Annotated in this window: 14 protein-coding genes and 1 pseudogene; 5 read left to right on the top strand and 10 right to left on the bottom strand. The window is 36.6% G+C overall.

The features are described 5' to 3' along the window. The first annotated feature begins 613 nt into the window (after positions 1–613). The 5 genes from LNM86_RS11315 to LNM86_RS11295 all read left to right on the top strand — a co-directional run bounded on the left by LNM86_RS11315 (position 614) and on the right by LNM86_RS11295 (position 10,031). A complete protein-coding gene (locus tag LNM86_RS11315) occupies positions 614–5,584 on the top strand; it encodes a DEAD/DEAH box helicase (protein ID WP_241437756.1) in 4,971 nt (1,656 codons plus the stop codon). 1,483 nt (positions 5,585–7,067) lie between these two features. Then, a complete protein-coding gene (locus LNM86_RS11310; protein WP_241437755.1) occupies positions 7,068–7,796 on the top strand; it encodes an LbetaH domain-containing protein in 729 nt (242 codons plus the stop codon). An 81-nt stretch (positions 7,797–7,877) separates the two neighbouring features. Further along, a complete protein-coding gene (locus LNM86_RS11305) occupies positions 7,878–8,582 on the top strand; it encodes a hypothetical protein (protein WP_241437754.1) in 705 nt (234 codons plus the stop codon). An 80-nt stretch (positions 8,583–8,662) separates the two neighbouring features. Beyond that, positions 8,663–9,175 carry a hypothetical protein gene (locus LNM86_RS11300; RefSeq protein ID WP_241437753.1) on the top strand — a complete coding sequence of 171 codons (513 nt, stop codon included), beginning with the start codon at positions 8,663–8,665 and terminating at the stop codon, positions 9,173–9,175. 76 nt (positions 9,176–9,251) lie between these two features. Further along, positions 9,252–10,031 carry a hypothetical protein gene (locus tag LNM86_RS11295; protein ID WP_241439012.1) on the top strand — a complete coding sequence of 260 codons (780 nt, stop codon included), beginning with the start codon at positions 9,252–9,254 and terminating at the stop codon, positions 10,029–10,031. A gap of 2,585 nt (positions 10,032–12,616) precedes the next feature. On the opposite strand, the gene virB11 is transcribed toward LNM86_RS11295, so the two are convergent. The 10 genes and pseudogenes from virB11 to LNM86_RS11245 form a co-directional block, all read right to left on the bottom strand. After that, positions 12,617–13,681, bottom strand: coding sequence for a P-type DNA transfer ATPase VirB11 (gene virB11, locus LNM86_RS11290; protein WP_241437752.1), 1,065 nt, complete (start codon positions 13,679–13,681; stop codon positions 12,617–12,619). Further along, a complete protein-coding gene (gene virB10 / locus LNM86_RS11285; protein ID WP_241437751.1) occupies positions 13,653–14,810 on the bottom strand; it encodes a type IV secretion system protein VirB10 in 1,158 nt (385 codons plus the stop codon). Before virB10 ends, virB11 begins: the two co-directional genes overlap by 29 nt. After that, entirely contained in the window at positions 14,810–15,616 is an 807-nt protein-coding gene (gene virB9 / locus LNM86_RS11280; protein ID WP_241437750.1) for a P-type conjugative transfer protein VirB9, read from the bottom strand. The genes virB10 and virB9 overlap by 1 nt, the downstream gene beginning before the upstream one ends. Positions 15,617–15,629: 13 nt before the next feature. After that, a complete protein-coding gene (locus LNM86_RS11275; protein ID WP_241437749.1) occupies positions 15,630–16,328 on the bottom strand; it encodes a VirB8 family type IV secretion system protein in 699 nt (232 codons plus the stop codon). Continuing rightward, on the bottom strand, positions 16,325–16,468 hold the full coding sequence (locus LNM86_RS11270; protein WP_241437748.1) for a TrwH protein: 144 nt from the start codon (positions 16,466–16,468) through the stop codon (positions 16,325–16,327). The genes LNM86_RS11275 and LNM86_RS11270 overlap by 4 nt, the downstream gene beginning before the upstream one ends. A gap of 178 nt (positions 16,469–16,646) precedes the next feature. Beyond that, positions 16,647–17,507, bottom strand: a complete 861-nt coding sequence (locus LNM86_RS11265) for a TrbL/VirB6 family protein (protein ID WP_241437747.1) — start codon at positions 17,505–17,507, stop codon at positions 16,647–16,649. A 121-nt stretch (positions 17,508–17,628) separates the two neighbouring features. Next, the gene (locus LNM86_RS11260; protein WP_241437746.1) at positions 17,629–18,573 is read right to left on the bottom strand and encodes a TrbJ/VirB5 family protein; all 945 of its coding nucleotides are present in this window, start codon (positions 18,571–18,573) and stop codon (positions 17,629–17,631) included. Between the two features lie 50 nt (positions 18,574–18,623). Next, positions 18,624–18,728 (bottom strand): annotated as a pseudogene (locus tag LNM86_RS11255) (TrwG protein); the annotation flags it as partial. Further along, a complete protein-coding gene (locus tag LNM86_RS11250; RefSeq protein WP_241437745.1) occupies positions 18,725–18,868 on the bottom strand; it encodes a TrwH protein in 144 nt (47 codons plus the stop codon). The pseudogene LNM86_RS11255 and the gene LNM86_RS11250, both read right to left, overlap by 4 nt. 176 nt (positions 18,869–19,044) lie before the next feature. Then, positions 19,045–19,905 carry a TrbL/VirB6 family protein gene (locus LNM86_RS11245; RefSeq protein ID WP_241437744.1) on the bottom strand — a complete coding sequence of 287 codons (861 nt, stop codon included), beginning with the start codon at positions 19,903–19,905 and terminating at the stop codon, positions 19,045–19,047. Positions 19,906–19,932 lie beyond the last annotated feature (27 nt).

Raw genomic sequence — 19,932 nt, 5'->3', positions numbered from 1 at the left:
ATAGCAAAAAGTGTAAAAATTGCTTTTACAACACCACTTAACGCTTATTGGGCAATTCAATATAACTTATTGATAAAACATATTCTTTTCTATCCTTACCTTTTTTATAGATTTTTACAAGTAATAAGAGATATAGGAATCATAAAAACAACTTTTCTTATATGTTTTGAGGGGTTTTGAGGGTTCTTTTTTAGTCTCACTTTAAAAAAAATTTTAGTAAAAAATAAAAAGTGTTATATTTCAATATGTTAATTTTTATCAACTTTCAAAAAACAACTGATAATTGACGGCATATCGTATAAATACAACCATTACTATATGTTTTGAGGGTTTTTGAGGGTTTTGAAGGTTTCATTTGATATTTATCAAACTATTCATTTTGATTTCTTAAACACGGTTCGAATTTGTTTTGATTTCCATAAAATGAATAGTAAATTTTACTACTTTGCTGTTTATAGGCTGTTTATAATTGCATCTTGTAAATTTTTTTAAAGCATTTGATAGGTTTTTGCGCCATTTTGGTTTATTGGGTACTCGATATTTGTTCTAAATGTATTTATGAAACGCCATTGTGATTCTTCTAATCTTATAAGACGATGGAGTTTATTGAATAATGCCTCAAAACCTCAATTCTGATAAGAAACAATCTTCTTTACGCTCTCTCTTACAGTCTTATCGCCAACAGGCAACCTCAAATGCACATAAAGGAACAATTTTTGAAAGCTTTGTTACTAAATACCTTATGCATGACCCTCTTCATTACGGGCGCTATGAAAAGGTTCAGAGCTATTACGAGTGGGCTAAAGAGCGTGATGAAGATGGGCGGGATATTGGAATTGATTTGGTTGCAAAACTTCGTAATCGAGATGGGTATGTTGCAATTCAATGCAAATTTTATGAAGCAGATCATCAGATCAGTAAAAAGGATATTGATAGCTTTATTGCTGCCTCTGGGAAAGATATCTTCAAATATCGCCTTCTGGTTGATAGCACTGAAGTGAATTTAAGTGACAATGTGAATGCAATGATTAAAGGACAAGCGATACCGGTTTATCGCATTGACCTTCGTCATATGGAAAACAGTCGTATAGACTGGCAAATCTTTGCAACAAAAGAAGAAGTTGTCCTTAAATCGACAAAAGAACCACGCCCTCATCAGATAGAAGCAATTCAAAAAGTCTGTGAGGGTTTAAGAGAAGCTAACCGTGGCAAGCTGATTATGGCTTGTGGAACAGGTAAAACTTTCACCAGTCTTAAGATAGCAGAACAAATAGCCGGAAAAGGCAAGCGGGTTTTATTTCTGGTACCTTCTCTTGCATTAGTCTCACAAACCATAAGGGAATGGACAGCGGATGCACAAATCCCATTGCATTCCTTTGCTGTTTGTTCGGATACAAAAGTTGGCAAGCGTCGTAAAAGCCAAGATGATATTGTTGGCATGGAAACATCCGATCTTGTATTGCCTGCTACAACAGATGCACAAGCACTTGCCAAAGAAGCTCGTGAGAACCAAGCAGATGCAATGACTGTGGTGTTTTCGACTTATCATTCCATCCAAGTGATATCCGATGCGCAAAAAGACCATGGTTTATCCGAATTTGATCTGATCATTTGTGATGAAGCTCATAGAACAACTGGGACATCCTTAGGAAGTGACGACAATGAATCTGAATTTGTCAAGGTTCATGATAACAGTATTGTTCAGGGAAAAAAACGTCTGTACATGACGGCAACCCCGCGCATTTTTAGTGATACTGCTAAAAGGCGTGCGGATGAGATTAATGCCGTGCTGGCTTCTATGGATGATGAAACGCTTTATGGCAAACAACTGCATCATTATAGCTTTGCGGAAGCTGTCGATAATGAACTTTTAACACCTTACAAGATTGTGGTCTTAGGCATTGATGAAACCTATATTACACCAGCCATACAAGATATTATTGCCAATGAAAACCGTGAAATTGATTTAGATGATGCTGCAAAAATTATTGGCTGTTATAGAGCCCTGACCAAAATAGATAAGGAAGCAGCTATTGATGAGGATGATACAGAGCCCATGCATAGTGCTTTGGCTTTTTGCAAAGATATCAATACCTCTCAATATATTACAAAGCTCTTCAATAAAATTATCAAATCTCATATCAATGATTTCCTTCAAACAGTTCCCTTTCTCAACTGTGAAGTAAGACATATTGACGGAAAACAAAGTGTCAAAAAACGCAATGAAGAACTGGATTGGCTTAAAGGAGATGCCGGTAAAAACGTTTGTCGGATTTTAAGCAATGTAAGGTGTCTTTCTGAAGGGATTGATGTCCCTGCTCTTGATGCGATCATGTTCTTACATCCGCGTAATAGCCAAGTAGATGTGATACAGGCGGTGGGGCGTGTGATGCGTCGGGCTCCCAATAAGAAAACAGGTTATATCATTTTACCGATTATCATTCCCTCACACTTAGAAGCTAAAAAAGCTTTACGAAACAATAAGAGATATCGTGTTGTTTGGCAAGTTTTGCATGCTTTACATTCCCATGATGAAAGGTTTGCTAGGACGATTAATCAAATGTCTTTAGGACAAGATAGCAGTCATACGATTAAGATTATAGAGATTAAGCGTGCCAATGAATTACAGGAGCTCACCACAACGGTTGATGAGATCTCGATACAAGCAAAAGCAGAAAGTTCTGGACGGACCATAGGAACAGCAGAAAGCAAATCTCAAACGTGGTATAAAGAGCAAAAAGACTTATTCCACCGTTCTGAATTTTTTGATTTTGTCAAAGCCATTTTTCTGGATAGCTTTAAAATCACGGATTATTGGGGCATTTGGGCGAACAATGTTGCTGAGATTGCGCAAAACCATATCGTCCGTCTTCAAGATACGCTTTCCGATAACAAGAGCAAAGCTTACCTTGCTTTTGATGCATTTCATAAGGAATTACAAAACAATGTAAACAGTGAAATAAAACAAGAGGAAGCCGTTGAGATGTTAGCGCAGCATCTTGTAACGCGTCCTATATTTAAAGCTTTGTTTGAAGGCAATGAATTCGTACAGAACAATGCCATCTCGCAAGCAATGGACAAAATACTCATTGAACTCGATAAAACGAATATCGAAGAAGAGTTGAAAGATCTTGATAAATTTTACAAAAGTATCACGTTCTGTACAGCAGGGATTACCGAACCTCATGCAAAACAGAACCTTATTATCAAGCTTTATGAAAGCTTTTTTGCCAAGGCATTTAAAAAGACCACGGATAGGCTTGGCATTGTTTATACCCCTGTTGAGGTTGTGGATTTTATTATTCATTCGGTTGATGATGTTTTACGCAAGGAATTTGGCAAGAGCTTGGGTTCACGGGGTGTTTCTATTCTTGACCCCTTTACGGGTACCGGTACCTTTATCACGCGGTTATTACACTCTAATCTGATAAAACCGGAAGATATGGAATATAAGTTCCGTCATGATATCCATGCCAATGAGATTGTTCTTTTAGCCTATTACATAGCAGCAATTAATATCGAAACGACCTATCATAGTCTTATGAAAGGAGATTATATTCCCTTTAAACATATTGGATTAACCGATACGTTTCAGAGGGTTGAAAAGCAAGATCTGATGAAGGGTTTATTAGAGGAAAACAGCGTCTATTTAGAACTTCAGAAAAACCTGAATATCGAAGTTATTTTTGGTAACCCTCCTTATTCAACAGGGCAAAAAAGTGCGAATGATAATGCGAAGAACTCTTCTTATCCACTCTTAGATAACCGTATTCGTAAAACCTATGTTGCTCAATCGAAAGCAAGTCTTATGCAAGCGCTTTATGATAGTTATATTCGTGCCATTCGCTGGGCAAGTGACCGTATTGAGAATGCTGGGGTTATCGGCTTTGTTTCTGGTTCTAGTTATATAGAAAAGCCAACAATGGATGGCTTGCGAAAATCTTTAGCTCAAGAATTTACCAGTATTTATGTGCTTAATTTACGAGGAGATATTCGCAAAAACATGTTAAGCGGTGGTAGAGCTCAAGAAGGACAGAATATCTTTGGTAGTGGTAGTATGACCGGTATTGCCGTAACATTATTTATCAAAAATCCCAATGTTTCTGGAGATTGTAAAATTTACTATCATGATATTGGTAATAATCTTACAACAAAAGGTAAACTTGCGGCTCTTGAGTACCTCAGGAGTGTTGATGGTCTTGGCGATAAATTAGGTTGGCAACTGATTACACCAGACAAGCATGGCGATTGGTTAAATCAACGTGATGACAGTTTCAAAGCATTTTTAGTTATGAGTAACAGAAAAAAGCAAGATAAAAAGCTTTTTGAAAATTTTTCTTGTGCTCTTAAAACCAATCGTGATGCATGGGCATATAACTCAAGTCGTAAGGTTTTAGCAAAAAATATGCGTAATATGATTGCGTTCTATGATAGCGAAGTAGAACGTTTTAATGAGGCTCATCCACATGCTGACCGCAAAATACGTACAAAGGCTGTAGATAGTTTTATCAATTCAGATGCACAAAAAATTAGTTGGAGTCTTAATCTTAAAAAACAATTAGCAAAAGGAAAAGCTTTCGAATTTGAAGAAACATGCCTCACAAAAAGTTTATATCGTCCTTTTACACAACAGTGGCTCTATTATAATCGTGCTTTCAATGAAGCAGTCTGTCAAATGCCCTATATGTTCCCTATGGGAAAAGTGCTTGAAAATAGGGCGATACAAGTTTCTGCTGTCGGAGCACGAAGTGGCTTTTCTGTTTTGATGAGTAAAAGTTTACCTGATTACTATGCAATAGATAATGGTCAATGCTTTCCATTGTACCTTTACGAAGAGGTTGTGCCTTCAAAAGATAAAAACGAAAAACAAACTCATTTATTTACAAGTTCTACAGAAGAAAGCAAAGCCGCTGGTTTACAACGCCGTGATGCCATTACTGATGAGGGTTTAGCACATTTTAAAACAGCTTATCCTAATGAGAACATCACTAAAGATGATATCTTCTATTATGTTTACGGTCTCTTGCATTCAAAAGATTACCGTGCTCGCTATGCTGATAACCTCTCTAAGGAATTGCCTCGCATCCCTTGCGTAAAGAGTGCTGAAGATTTCTGGGCATTTGTTAATGCGGGTCGTGAATTAGGCAATTTGCACGTCAATTATGAAACTGTAGAGCCTTATCCCGTGACCTTTAAAAAAGGCAATCCAAAACTTACAGATATCAATAACCCCGAAAAGTTTTATTACGTTACAGAAATGAAATTCGCTGGCAATAGTAAGGAAAAGGATAAAACCACTGTTATTTACAATAGCAATATCACAATAACAGATATACCCAAGGAAGCTTATGAATATATCGTAAATGGTAAATCTGCTCTTGAATGGGTTATGGGGCGCCAATGTGTAAAAACTGATAAAAAGAGTGGCATTGTTAATGATGCCAATCGCTATGCGGTTGAGACCATTGGCAATCCTGCTTATCCATTGGAATTGTTCCAAAGGGTTATTACAGTGAGTTTAGAAACAATGAAGATTGTTAAGAACCTACCAAATTTGGAATTAAGAGAAACTGAAGAGACTTAAGACTTATGAAGCATGCCTATCATATGAACATGCCAATCTCATAAGGGGTATAGATCTTATAACCGTAATCTATACTTCTCTTGTTATGTTGCTTATGTACAATCTTAAAAGGAATGATTTACCATGCGCAATTCTAAAAAGAGAAGATAAGATTTTTTACATTGCCTTTAAAAGATTATATCGCAATCTCAAATGAGAGCATCATATCTTTCAAAAGCTCTCTTTAAAGAGAAGAATGAATGTTTTTATCTTTACGTTATGACACCTTCAAAACCCTCAAAACATATAGTAATGGTTGTATTTATACGATATGCCGTCAATTATCGGTTGTTTTTTGAAAGTTGATAAAAATTAACATATTGAAATATAACACTTTTTATTTTTTACTAAAATTTTTTTTTAAAGTGAGACTAAAAAAGAACCCTCAAAACCTTCAAAACCCTCAAAACCTATAAAATTAATAGCTATAAAAGCCTTGATAGCATTTCTTATAATCACAAGCTGTTTTTTGAAAGGCTTTAAAGGATTATATACCCTCTCATAAAACATGATTTAAACACGCACTCTAATCATAAATGTTGTCTGTTAAATTTTTAGACAGATACTGACAAGTTTTAATCAACTTATCTCATTAATTGTCTATATAAATCATCTTATTAGCACTGATTATTTCTCAAAACATACTAACATATTGAAATATAATGGTTTTTATTTTTATCAAAAAGTTTTTTTAAAAATGAGGGGGTAAAATGACTGCTAATAACTGACAAGAGACAAAAGCCCATAAAAAGGCATTTTGATAAGGATGTAAGAATTCAAAATGTTTTTATAAAAATCAAAACCGCATGATCATATTTATCATTTTGTTTTATGAGAATGATGCGGTGGCTATAGAGAATGAATCAAAACAATAGATTTTGAATCAAAAGCATTGATTATAAAGACGCGGTCGCTTTATAAAATGACAACGAAATTCACAAAAATATTCACAAGTTATCTCATAAAAATAATGATGCGTTATAAAGTTAAAAATAGGCATTATGAGAGCGTTTTTAGTTATTATGATGTTTAAAAGAGAAAAATAACGCAATTGCGTAATATAGAGTCAAATAGAGTCAATAAAACAGAAAATATTCATAAGCATATGACGCATATTTATACACAATGGTATAAAAAATAATTATAAAAAACACAAAAAAGAATAAAAGATAGTTGACAATAAATACGTATTTTGTTATATAAATACTCAAGTGCTAGAAACACTTTTGATAAGCGGATAGGTTACGATACAGCCTTTCCATTTATAAAAAAACTGACTGTCTTTTATGCGTTGATTAGCATATAATGATTTTGTCGGGTGTGGTTATGTCATATAATACTCCTTTTATGGAGGAAAACATAACGACGGACTTATCACCGTGTTTCTACCGCCCGGCGCCCGTATGGGGGTCAATAGAAACTTTATGATAAGGAGACACTAGCTATGAACGCTACTGTTAAAAATAGAAAATCATCCAAAAAATATGAATTGACCAATGAAATGGATTTTATGACTGGTCTCACATTGTACCGTATCCGTGCTTTAAAAGACTTTGGTGATGTGAAAAAAGGGGATCTAGGCGGTTTTATCCAAAAAGAAAGCAACTTATCACATAAAGGCAATTGCTGGGTTTATGATAAAGCCCGTGTCTTTCAAAATGCAAAGGTTTCAGGCAATGCAAAAGTAAAAAGCTATTTTGTAGACGTTTGTGGCAATGCAAAAATTTATGGAAATGCTATTTTCGAATCTATTTTTATGGGGGGCAATGCGCGCCTTTATGGAAATGCTCATATTAAAGGGGCGGTTGTTATTGAAGGCAATGCAAAAATTTATGATAACGCCTCTGTAAGTGGGCATGCTCATATTTCTGATGATGCCGTGATTTGTGATGATGTTCAAATTGGAGGCAATGCAAAAATAAGCGGCGCTGCTTATATTTGTGGTAATTCTTATGTCATTGATGATGCCGTGGTTTGTGGGGCTACCGTATCTGGTTATTCTTGTATTCATAGTGACGCCTCTTTATCATCTGATGATGATATTTATGATGCCGCGGTTCCCGAATTTGGTAGCGAAGATGATTATTATCGTCACGAATATTATGATGATTATGGTTATGATGATGATTACCAATATGATTGCAATTCTGAAGATGCAAATCAAGCTGCGTAAATAACACCACGGGCGCGGCGGGGGCGCCCCTCTCTAGATTTCATTGAAATTTAATCCATTATTTAGATTGGGAACTTACCTATGACCACTATAACTGTATCCAAAAAATATGAATTAACAAATGAAACCCGTGTATTAGATGATTATACCCTTTATCGCATTCGTGCTTTAAGAGATTTTGATGATATAAAGGCTGGTCAATTGGGGGGCTTTATTGAAAACGAAGATAACCTCTCTCATGATGGTAACTGCTGGGTATATGATAATGCATGGGTTTATGGTCACGCCCGTGTTTATGAGAATGCAAAAATACGAGGCAATTCGCAAGTTTGTGGTCATGTCTATGGCAATGCCCATGTCTGCGACAAAACCCGCGTTTATCCTCATGCCCATGTTTATGACAATGCCCATATTTCCAATAAAGCATGGGTTTATCATAAGGCGCGGGTTTATGGTAATGCAAAAGTATCAGGTAGTGCTCGTATTAAAGTAAAGGCAAAAGTTTATGAGAATGCCGTTGTTAATGGGGCTGCAAAAATTTATGGCTCTGTTTATGGCAATGCTAGTGTGGGAGGTTATACTAAGGTCTACGGTTCTGTTTATGGCAATGCAAAAGTGACTGGTTATCATACCATTAGAGGTTTGGTGCATGGCAATGCAATATTAAAAAGAGATGGTTATTCATATCACGAACAAAACATTTACTATTTATATGGGATTCCTGAGGATTGTGAAATTTATGAAGATGATACAGTTGTAAAGATTGGTGACAACAAAGCAGCATAAATGACACTCGGGTGCGGGGGGCGCCCCTTCTTAAGAACATTTCATTCAAAATTTGTTAAATATTTAGATTGGGTTTTCTCATGATTAGTACAGTTGTAACTAAAAAATATGAATTAACAAATGAAACGCGTCTCTTTGGTAATCGCATATTTTATCGCATTCAGGCTTTAAAAAGCTTTTCTGATGTAAAGGCTGGTCAATTGGGTGGTTTTATCGAAAATGAAAATAACCTCTCCCATGATGGCAATTGCTGGGTTTATGGTAATGCTCTGGTTTTAAACTCAGGTCGTGTTTATGAGAATGCTAGGGTCTATCATAACGCTATTATCGCTGGTTATGTCTATGGCAATGCTATCGTTCTTGGTAAATCGATCATTTATGACCATGCCCATGTCTATGGCAATGCACAAATTTATGATCACGCCCGTGTCGTCAATTATGTTCATATTTATGAGAATGCTAATAGTCACGGCGTTGTTATGATTTTAGAAAAGACCCGTGATGATATTGAAACAAGGTCTTATATCGAATTGCTTTCCGATAATGAAATAAAAATCATCTGGCTGCGTAATAAAGCCTTTTTAAACCTTTAAAGCGCCGCGGTCATTCCATTTTTCCAACATTTTCCATGCAACTTTTTTCACAAGAGAGATTGTGAGGGGTCTTATGATGTCCAAAAAATACAAACGAACCAATGAAACAAAACAACTGAAAGATAAAATTACACAAAAAATTACAACGCTTTATCGCATTCAGGCTTTAAAAAGCTTTTCTGATGTCAAAGCTGGTCAACTGGGTGGTTTTATCGAAAAGGAAGAAAACCTCTCTCATAACGGTCTTTGCTGGGTTTATGATGATGCATTGGTTTATAAACATGCCCGTGTCTATGAGAATGCAAAAATACGAGGCAATGCGCAAGTTTGTGGTCGTGTCTATGGCTATGCTCAGGTGCATGATAAGGTGTTTATTTCTCAATATGCAAAAATTTATGACAATGCATTTGTTTATGACAATGCGTATGTGGCTGGGTATGTTTATGGCAAGGCTCGTGTTTATGGCAATAGCCGCGTTTCAATTGATGCCCATGTTTATGGCAAGGCGCATCTTTCTCATAATAGCTGTCTTTTTGAATATGCAAGGCTTTATGGTAGCGCTAGGGTGTCAGGCTCTGCTTGTCTTTTTAGCACTGCACATGTTTATGGCTATGCTGTTGTTCATAACCGTGTAAAAATTTATGGCAAGGTTTATGACTATGCAAAAGTGAGTGGCTGTGCTGAGATTTATGGCTCTGTTTATGGTAAAGCTCAGGTTTCCCATACGATCAAAGTCTTTGGTCGTGCTTGTGGTCGTGCAAAACTCAATCGAAGAAGTGAGATAAGAGAGGTTCCAAAAAATAAGGAGGTTAATAAGAGCGATATTCTTATCGAGATTGTTGATACTGAAGAATAAATAACAAATGCGGGGGGCGTTGGTTTCATGCCATCTTAAAAGACAAGAGAGCAAAAAAGAAAGCCGTGCCATTTTTACGTGACGCGGCTTGCAAATGAAATGTAACTAAAAAATACAAATTAACAAATGAATAAACGCATGTATACAAAACGTATTAGTATTGCAAGCTCTCTAGTCTGTTTATAAAAACTTATCCAAAATAATATAAAGGAATGATTATGAAAGCGTTCTTTTAGATCATCATATTTGAATGAAAAAACATGTTAACTCTCTTAATGGTTATAAAACCTCTTTTAAACGTATTAAAATACTAAGCTCATTTTTGAGTTGAGTAAATTTCAAAGAAATTACATTCTAAAATCAAAACGCTTTGTAAGTTATATCAAGCCAATCAAAAGCAAGCGTTGGTTTTTAAAGCAATCTCTCATAAAACAAAAAACAGCTATAGAGCTCTCTTTAAACATTTGCGTTTAATGATGTTATCTCTCAACTTCTCTCTGCTTATGAAAAAAGGTGCCCTCATTTTTGAGGTAACTAAAATCACTCAATCCAAATTTGGATTAACTCCTTTCAAAAAAACGTTTCAAATATCTGCATTTAAAGACGCTATATTATCTTAAAGAGGTGTCCCCAAATTTGGGGTGACCCTGATCACTCAATCCAAATTGCGTTTATTACTTTAAACCTATTATTAAAACAGCTTTTGATATGTGTTTTGCGTTCTATCATTAAAAGGATATCGCTTTCATAAGAGATAATATGGTGGCTATCTACCGTTTTCTAAATTTTTAGTAAGCGTTATAAAATCGATTGTCTTTAAATCCTTTTATGCGATTCTCAATGAGTGAAAATCTATAACCTTATAACAGCTTCAAAACGATTAATTCCTTTTTTGCTCAAAAAAGAGCAAAAGCCATATTATTCTTTACGTCTATACAATTATGTTATGATAAAAACGTCTTATCAAATTTATGAGATGTTATGAATGATAACTGCTTTGCATTTTATTTGAATGCTCTCATATATTATAACATTGGCATCATGATTTGCTTTTTATGCTCTGTTTATAGATGGCTATTGTTTGTAAAAAATGTTTAATTGAATCGTGCATAAAAGTGTGGATTCTAAAGTGAATTCAAATAAAATAAATACACTTAATATATTGATTTTATTGTATTTTTCTTCATGATTCGCCTTTGAAGGTATAAGCCGGCCCCATCATACTTTTTACTGGCCCTCAATGTTGCGACAGCCCTTGGTATTTAGACAATTCATAAGAGGCATTTTACGCCTTTCTTCTCTCTTTTTTATCCACACGATAATTCTACTTGTGATGTGCAAAGGAATGGTTTGATTGATTCACCATCAGCAAGTTTGAAATGAGGGAATCTCAGAATATTCGGATCTCTCATTCAACATGCAAAACGATAAATTATCATTATAAATCAATATCTTGCCTATAGATAATAGGTTGCAAGGAATTGATACTATCGCAATGGATGTAACTATCATAGAAATGTTGCTGAATCCTAGTGAATCTTTATGAGTGACAATTTTGCATTCTTTCTTATTCATCCATGAAAAATAGAACTTTTTGTAATTGTGTAGAGAACTCTCTTGTCGCTTACGTAAAAGTGCAAAAAACCTGTTTTAGAAACGAAAAATGCCTTATAACTTCCCAACATAAAAGAGAAAACTTTATAGCAATGATCAATAGCATAACGAATCACTGTTTGTTGCTGCTATTGTTCATGATGGTATAATTAAGACGCCTTTTCTTCTTTTTCTAGCGGGAAATGTTGTGTCGATGTGAGAATAAAGCTGATATGTACAATCGTTCCAATGGGTTATAGACGCTCTGCAACACTACAAAATAATGCTAAAAAACCAAAAATGGGGATGCGTTCAATCAAGTTGTTATAAAATTGATTTTTAAGATATTTTTAAATGCAAAGTTTTGCTATCAAAATGCATTGTTGTGCAAAGAAGGTTGATCTGCAATTTATTACTACACGATAATGGAACTTTCTATATTATGCTGTTGATGTCCTCCATTACAAAAATTGGAATATAATGTGTTTGTGCTAAATTGAAAATTTAATACGTTAAATTATGCCTATCGGCAGATTGTATAAAATTGTTCGATGAACAATATATATCGATGAGGGGCAAATGAGGCAGAGAGTTTTTGAATGGTAAGCCATTGTCGTTCGGAGATAGCAATGGTTGGTACTTTTCAAGTGTGCGTATCAGAATTGTCATTGACATACGAATCAAAGATATTTTCTTTTGCTATAAGATCTGTTTTTACAATGATTCCTTCTCTTTACTGTAAAAGATATCTTTTTCAAGAATAAATAAAAAATGATCAAAAGCAATGAATTGCATACAATAAAGCTTCATGTCTGATTTGATTTTCTTTAGGTTTATTTATTGCCAATTTTCCTTTTGTTATAAAAGCGTGAGAGATTCACCAGAGTAATAACTAGAAGAAAAAATTTGTTTTAAAGGGTTATATAAAAAAGACGCAACAAATTGCTGCGTCTGTTATTATTTGCATGCTTCTCTTCAGAAAAGAGACGGACTTAAACTATTTTCGATTTAGAAAAGATTGGATCATAAAAGACTTCAGAGAGCTTTCTATCCTTGAAAAACAATACTACATCCACTGTAGTGTAGAGTACTATCTTTATCATTTCTATATCGAGTTGACGACCAACCTCTGACCTTTTGATCAAGGTGGCACACCGTTCAAATGTTTGCAAAGCATTGTTGGCATGCGTTGTTGTAATTGATCCAGGATGCCCGGTGTTTAACGAGTTGAGATATTCCCATGCCTCATTGCCACGAAGTTCCGCAAGAAAAATACGGTCAGGTGACTGACGCAAACAGGCATCTAAACACTCATCAGCTGCAACACGACCGGCACCGTTACCGTAAAGCATATGCACATGATTAGGATGATTGGGAAGAAAAAGTTCATGAACATCTTCAATTGTGATAATGCGTTCCTCTACGGGTACTTTTTCAATTAAGGAGCGAGCAAATGTCGTTTTGCCTGATCCTGTTTTTCCAGCAATAATAATATTGCGTTTGTGAAGAACACACCCTTCTAAAAATTCAAGAATTTTTCTATTACGTTTGAGACCTAGGAGTTGCACTTCAAACGGTTCTAATCGGGTGAAATCTTGTTTTAATAATAAGTCATTTGCTTCTTTTTCTGAGGGCTTATTAAAGCTTACATCGGTAAAACCACTAAACGCACCTTCTTCGTTGAGTTCCTCTAGCGTCTTAACCGTAAGAGAATGCTTACGAATCATAAAGGATAGTGCACCATCGACGACAGCTGGAGTTTGTATAATCGTCCCACGTTGTCCACCGGGCAACCGTACATAATTAATGCTTTGAGGGGCCATACCATTATAAACGATAATAGCTGTGATCAGTGTTTGCAAAAAAGCGGTCGTTAATTCAGGTACACTATGCACCTGCCAACCCGTGAGGGTTTTCGTCCACACTTCGCAGGGCCGGCAGATTGATAATTCAGTAACTTTTGGATCTTCTAAGAAATGATCAAGTGGTTGCAGAAGTTGTGCAACTGCCTGATCTTTCTGTATTGGGTTAGTGTGTAACGAGGCTGTAGACATCACTGAAATCCAGATCACGAGCAACAAAAATATTCACTCTCTCACCTTGGTTTTTATAAAGTGTGGGAACAATGTTGATTGAGTTTCGAAGAACATCGGTTACCACCGATTCAGCATTTTGTGCACCTTGAGATTGTTTTTTTTCTTTATCCCCTTGACCAATTTTTCCTTTTACCCATTCTCCTAAATCACCAATGATACTCACCATAATTGCACCACTGAATCGTTCCCAAAAATGGTTATCAACCCAACCACCGATACCTGATTCACCAAGAGGACCTGTGCCTGGTGAGTCGAGATTTACGATAACACCAGAGGGCGTTTCAATACGTGACCATTGCACGAAGACACGTGATTGTCCCTGTTGTAAGCCACTTTGGTAAAAACCAACAACTTTAGAACCACGATCTAGTAAAACAACACGACCGCTCGTAGAATAAACATCACGCGTTAAATGACAGGTCGTCATTCCTGGTTGTGATGTGACGATTTTTGTTTCTAATGTACAGTCTATCTGTGTTCCCTGTGTAATCAAAAGATCACGGTTATGAAGTTGAACGGCATAGGATTGACCTAACCGTACAGGCTGTAAATGGTCAAATAATACGCCACTATTGCTATCATTTGCAGATGTGCGGTTTTTTGAATTTTCTACAGAACCTTCGCTACCACCACCGTTGTTAAGACCTGAACTGAGCATACGTTTTCGTGCTAAATCTTCAGAATCTTGAAGCATTTGTGGTGGAAGTGTTGTTTGAAAAAGTTTTGCCAAAGCTTGTGGAATTTCTGTTGAATCCTCTGGATCTGTTGATTTTTCTACTTCTTCTACAACCTTTGGTTCTTCTATGATTCGAGGCGTATAGCTAGGGATAATTTGTTGCACTGTTTGTTGAGGTTTTTCTTCTTCAACGTCTACAGCATTGCGCATTTTTAAAGCTTTCCAAGTTAGAGCAATTGGTACCGCTACTACAACAGCAAGCCCTACCATTAACAATACGCGTGCACCAGGAACTGTTGGACGACGTTCTTTTCCTAGTTCAGAGCTGCCATACGCACCTTCAATGTGTTTTTGTTGGGTGTAATCCAGTTCTGTAGCTTTGTTGTTCTCATCCCCTTTCTTATTATCGAACATTATTTGTCTCCTTTATTGATACGATGAACTGCCGAAGATATTGTTCCAGTTGTGTTTGGTATACCTATGGGATCATAGGCTTCATTAAAAACAGCCAAAGCGCGTTTACCAAGTCGTATCAGCCATTTAGGATTGACCTTATGAACAGCAATAATATCATTGGAATTGCCTATGACAGTACGTGGTACCAAACTTTCATTGCCTTCAGCATCCACTAGGTAAATTGATGGCATATCGATGTTGGCGGGAAATTTAAAATAGGTAATGCGTCCATTGTCCCAAGCATTTATTGGGGCAATGTCTTGGTTACCAGTCATGGTATAGCTCAGGTTATATCCTGTTGCATTTTGATGAAAAGCATTTTCAACGGCAAGGCGTCGCTTGTGTTCCTCTAATTGTTGGGAGGTTTCTCCAGGATAATGGAAAGCAAGTTCATAAGTCGCTCCAGCACGGTCATTGCGAAATTGTAGTCGAAATTTGTAACTACGCTTATCGGTTACAACGATAAGGTTTGTATTAGCAAGCTCTGCCTTGGGTTTAATAAAAATATGCCGCCCTTTATGTGCAAAGGCATAGGCATCTGAATCACCAAAGGCGTGAGTGATATATTGTTCGCCTTCTTCAAGGATAATATGTGTTGCTACGCCAAGAACGGTTTCAATTTGAACCACATCAGCGACATTATAGGTGACATAACGAATACGATGATCATATTGTGAATGAGACGGAGTCTTGAGTGCCTGTACGGGTGCTGTATAAAGAGAGACAAATGAGGACAGTAGGGTCATTAACACAAATTTTTTCATAATAATCAATCCCTTAATTGTTCAACAGTATTTCCGGGTCAGCACGGTAACTTGTTACTTGGAAACCAAGCGGATTAAGTAATCGATCAGATGATTTCATTGGTGCACCAACATAGGTGTAACCAATGGTTGCAATTTGATGTTGTTTGGGTCCAACAGTACCAGTCGTGTCATGTTGTTGTGTTGTAAAACGTACAGTTGCTTGACCGCGTCCATTTGGCTGAATTGACCGTACTTTAACTGTAATGCGCCCTTTATTGGAAAGTATTTTGTCACGCGCATTTTCACCTTCGTAGATCTTATAAAATTCCTGTTGAACAGCTGGGGCACTTAAAAGCGCCGCAGTATCATAATTGAGCTGAATGGTGTCGTAGTCGTAAGTTTCGCGGTTAAGCACATATTGATTAAGCCAATACCTATCCACCACTTCGCCATAACTTGTTTCATGTTCGCGCATCACAGAAATTACATCGACTGCACCAGTTGTGTTATCAACGCGTAACACCAAAGGCGTTGGAGCTGGTTGTAAAAAACCAACAACGCCACACATCATGCCAAACAATCCAAAAATCCCAACAACACCCGTTACACGCCATGCTGTTCTGCGTGATTTTATAAATTCGTTAATGAGTTCACGTTCTAAACCTCTGCTTTCTTTGTAATAACTGTTGAGCTGTTCTGCTTTTACTGGTTTAACTTGTTTTTTTGTCATATTGCTCCTCGTTGAATTTCATCAGGAACTGTTTTGTTAATAGGGACGCGGTTCCACTGGCTTGGTTGTTTTGGCTTTGGTGCCAATCCACAAGCGGATAAAAAACTTGCAATCAAAACTGTAAAAATGATTTGTTTCATTTGAACAATCCTCTTTTTCAATCGTAATATATAACTCTAACACTTTTTTATCATTATTTCAATTTTGATTATAAAGAAAAGGCTATATTTTTAGATAGTTTTTCTTTGGTTAATTTTATTTTTGTCGTGAAAATATTTTTTGTGATGGAGGTATTTTGATTGTATGGCTGCTATAGGATTATTTCTTTCTGCTTGCTGTACTGAATTTCCAGAGGTGGGCAAATGTAATGTTTTTTGCCAAGGCATTGGCGATGCTTGCTATTTTAAGCAACAGGACGATAAAGATGGTCGAGAGGATGACTATAGTTCCGACCGTATAGCCTATGTTGTAATGCTTATCTAGGGTGAAATCTTGTGTGAAGTTTGCAAAGATTTTCATCATAAAGCTAAACACGGTTGCTAAGAGGACAATAAGGATTGTATAGGTTAAGACTTGGGATATCCATTGTTCGAAGAGGCGATAAGTTGGTTGCCAAAGCAAGGCAATGATAAAAATTGGTCCAAGTCCGACGAGGAGTATGAGGGCGATTTTAGCGAGCAGGACGAATGCACCACCGATTGCGACAAGGAAGCTTGTCGCAAGTAGAATGAGGATACCGAAGAAGCCATAGAGCACACCATCGGAGTCGAAGAAAACGGCTTCTTCGAAGGTGCGTGCTGCACAATCGAAACCGTTTGTGGCTGCTGTATCGAGTAGATTAGCCAATTTGCTGTTATCCATAGCTTCTGGTATCAGTGTGCTTAACAAATCGTTGGGTATTTCTTTTATCAGATTTGTGATTTCTGGCTGATAAATTCCTGCAGTTAATGCCATTGAAGTAATGATGCTTATCCGCAGGCAACGGCTTAAGAAACCGGAGGCAGGCATGTCTATTGCCCCGCGCATAATGAGCCATGCATATGCAATGAAAGCGATGGTTAATCCGATTGATACAAAGGGGGTTATTGTAACGATCGCTTTTGATGAAAACTCCGTGATATATGTTTGCGTTGTCTTATCAATGACATCGAAAAGTTGCGTGAATACAGTGAAGGACATGGTCTTCCTCTTTAACGAATTTTCATTTTTTATTTTTATGCGATCTGCTGAGCATTTTGTGAGAGTAGAGTGAAATTTAACAGGCTGTTTAAATTGTTAGAAAATGTTGTTATCAAAATTCTCAGCTGCGAACATTTCCATTAATCCGTATTTTAGGCATGTCTTTATGTTCTTTTTTGAAAACCTGTGAATGTAAAGCGCGTTTTCTCTGTTTAATAAGTGCTTGCTCGGCATTGCGAAAATGTGCAACCATTTGTAATCTTATACTTTCATTTTTTATCATGGCGCGCATGCCATGTATGTGTGCTTGCATTTCTAGCATGCTTTTTAGATCTTGCGTTTTTCCGGTCTCCTCTAACATTTTTTTTATTTTGGTAAAGCGCTCTTCTGTTTCATGAAAAGTTTGCAAGCTTACTGCTTTATCAATAGCTACGGCATGTTTGAGACGTTGATTAGTAGATGTGCGTGCATGGCTTTGATTTGTAAGTAGATTGTTTTCTTCTTTCACAATGTCTTGAACTTTTGATTTGTTACGGAGTACTTTTGTGTGTTCAGTCTCATTATAAATAAGGTGTGGATTTGGAAGGTATAAACCTTCATCGATAACTTGTTTTGCGTTTGTCCGACTACCAGTTATTGAAGTATAGATTTTTTCTTTTTGCTCAAGAAGGGCTTTATTTAATGCAAGTTGTTCATTTAATAAATCGACAATTGCCTTAATTTCAGTAGCGTGTTTATGTAGCGAGATATCCGACACTTCTTTTTGTTCTGGCTTTTTGGGATCTGGCTTTTTGGGATCTGGCTTTTGGGGATCTGGCTTTTTGGGATCTGGCTTTTTGGGATCTGGCTTTTTGGAATTTGGCTTTTTGGAATTTGGCTTTTTGGGAGTTGGTCTTCTTGGGCGCTTGTGTAATGTAAACGTTGTGTCTTCTACAATTCTACTTCCCATAATACTTATCCTCTCATGTCTCTTCGTAACATGTGTATTTTGTGTATTTTGCGCCAAAGTTAAGTCTGGTATTCCAGAAAGCAAAAAAAATCCTGCTATAATCAACAGCTTTTTCATGTTTTATTCCTTTTATTTTTATATATTTATAAAAACTGGAATTTACATTACGACCTTATAAATTCACCAATGAGTTCACGTTCCAATCCTCTGCTTTTTTTGTAATAACTGTTGAGCTGTTCTGCTTTTACTGGTTTAACTTGTTTTTTTGTCATATTGCTCCTCGTTGAATTTCATCAGGAACTGTTTTGTTAATAGGGATGCGGTTCCATTGGCTTGGTTGTTTTGGCTTTGGTGCCAATCCACAAGCGGATAAAAGACTTGCAATCAAAACTGTAAAAATGATTTGTTTCATTTGAACAATCCTCTTTTTCAATCGTAATATAACTCTAACACTTTTTTATCATTATTTCAATTTTGATTATAAAGAAAAGGCTATATTTTTAGATAGTTTTTCTTTGGTTAATTTTATTTTTGTCGTGAAAATATTTTTTGTGATGGAGGTATTTTGATTGTATGGCTGCTATAGGATTATTTCTTTCTGCTTGCTGGACTGAATTTCCAGAGGTGGGCAAATGTAATGTTTTTTGCCAAGGCATTGGCGATGCTTGCTATTTTAAGCAACAGGACGATAAAGATGGTCGAGAGGATGACTATAGTTCCGACCGTATAGCCTATGTTGTAATGCTTATCTAGGGTGAAATCTTGTGTGAAGTTTGCAAAGATTTTCATCATAAAGCTAAACACGGTTGCTAAGAGGACAATAAGGATTGTATAGGTTAAGACTTGGGATATCCATTGTTCGAAGAGGCGATAAGTTGGTTGCCAAAGCAAGGCAATGATAAAAATTGGTCCAAGTCCGACGAGGAGTATGAGGGCGATTTTAGCGAGCAGGACGAATGCACCACCGATTGCGACAAGGAAGCTTGTCGCAAGTAGAATGAGGACACCGAAGAAGCCATAGAGCACACCATCGGAGTCGAAGAAAACGGCTTCTTCGAAGGTGCGTGCTGCACAATCGAAACCGTTAGAGGCTGCTGTATCGAGTAGATTAGCCAATTTGCTGTTATCCATAGCTTCTGGTATCAGTGTGCTTAACAAATCGTTGGGTATTTCTTTTATCAGATTTGTGATTTCTGGCTGATAAATTCCTGCAGTTAATGCCATTGAAGTAATGATGCTTATCCGCAGGCAACGGCTTAAGAAACCGGAGGCAGGCATGTCTATTGCCCCGCGCATAATGAGCCATGCATATGCAATGAAAGCGATGGTTAATCCGATTGATACAAAGGGGGTTATTGTAACGATCGCTTTTGATGAAATATCCGTGATATATGTTTGCGTTGCCGTATCAATGACATCGAAAAGTTGCGTGAATACAGTGAAGGACATGGTCTTCCTCTTTAACGAATTTTCATT

This window comes from Bartonella machadoae (assembly GCF_022559585.1).
GTDB lineage: Bacteria > Pseudomonadota > Alphaproteobacteria > Rhizobiales > Rhizobiaceae > Bartonella > Bartonella machadoae.
Note: the sequence above shows the minus strand (reverse complement) of the source record. Positions and strands in the feature narration are given on the sequence as shown.

Excerpts from the sequence above, each read along its gene's own strand:
- LNM86_RS11315 (WP_241437756.1), top strand. The coding sequence starts at position 614 with ATGCCTCAAAACCTCAATTCTGATAAGAAACAATCTTCTTTACGCTCT.
- LNM86_RS11310 (WP_241437755.1), top strand. The coding sequence starts at position 7,068 with ATGAACGCTACTGTTAAAAATAGAAAATCATCCAAAAAATATGAATTG.
- LNM86_RS11305 (WP_241437754.1), top strand. The coding sequence starts at position 7,878 with ATGACCACTATAACTGTATCCAAAAAATATGAATTAACAAATGAAACC.
- LNM86_RS11300 (WP_241437753.1), top strand. The coding sequence starts at position 8,663 with ATGATTAGTACAGTTGTAACTAAAAAATATGAATTAACAAATGAAACG.
- LNM86_RS11295 (WP_241439012.1), top strand. The coding sequence starts at position 9,252 with ATGTCCAAAAAATACAAACGAACCAATGAAACAAAACAACTGAAAGAT.
- virB10 (WP_241437751.1), bottom strand. The coding sequence starts at position 14,810 with ATGTTCGATAATAAGAAAGGGGATGAGAACAACAAAGCTACAGAACTG.
- virB9 (WP_241437750.1), bottom strand. The coding sequence starts at position 15,616 with ATGAAAAAATTTGTGTTAATGACCCTACTGTCCTCATTTGTCTCTCTT.
- LNM86_RS11275 (WP_241437749.1), bottom strand. The coding sequence starts at position 16,328 with ATGACAAAAAAACAAGTTAAACCAGTAAAAGCAGAACAGCTCAACAGT.
- LNM86_RS11270 (WP_241437748.1), bottom strand. The coding sequence starts at position 16,468 with ATGAAACAAATCATTTTTACAGTTTTGATTGCAAGTTTTTTATCCGCT.
- LNM86_RS11265 (WP_241437747.1), bottom strand. The coding sequence starts at position 17,507 with ATGTCCTTCACTGTATTCACGCAACTTTTCGATGTCATTGATAAGACA.
- LNM86_RS11260 (WP_241437746.1), bottom strand. The coding sequence starts at position 18,573 with ATGAAAAAGCTGTTGATTATAGCAGGATTTTTTTTGCTTTCTGGAATA.
- LNM86_RS11250 (WP_241437745.1), bottom strand. The coding sequence starts at position 18,868 with ATGAAACAAATCATTTTTACAGTTTTGATTGCAAGTCTTTTATCCGCT.
- LNM86_RS11245 (WP_241437744.1), bottom strand. The coding sequence starts at position 19,905 with ATGTCCTTCACTGTATTCACGCAACTTTTCGATGTCATTGATACGGCA.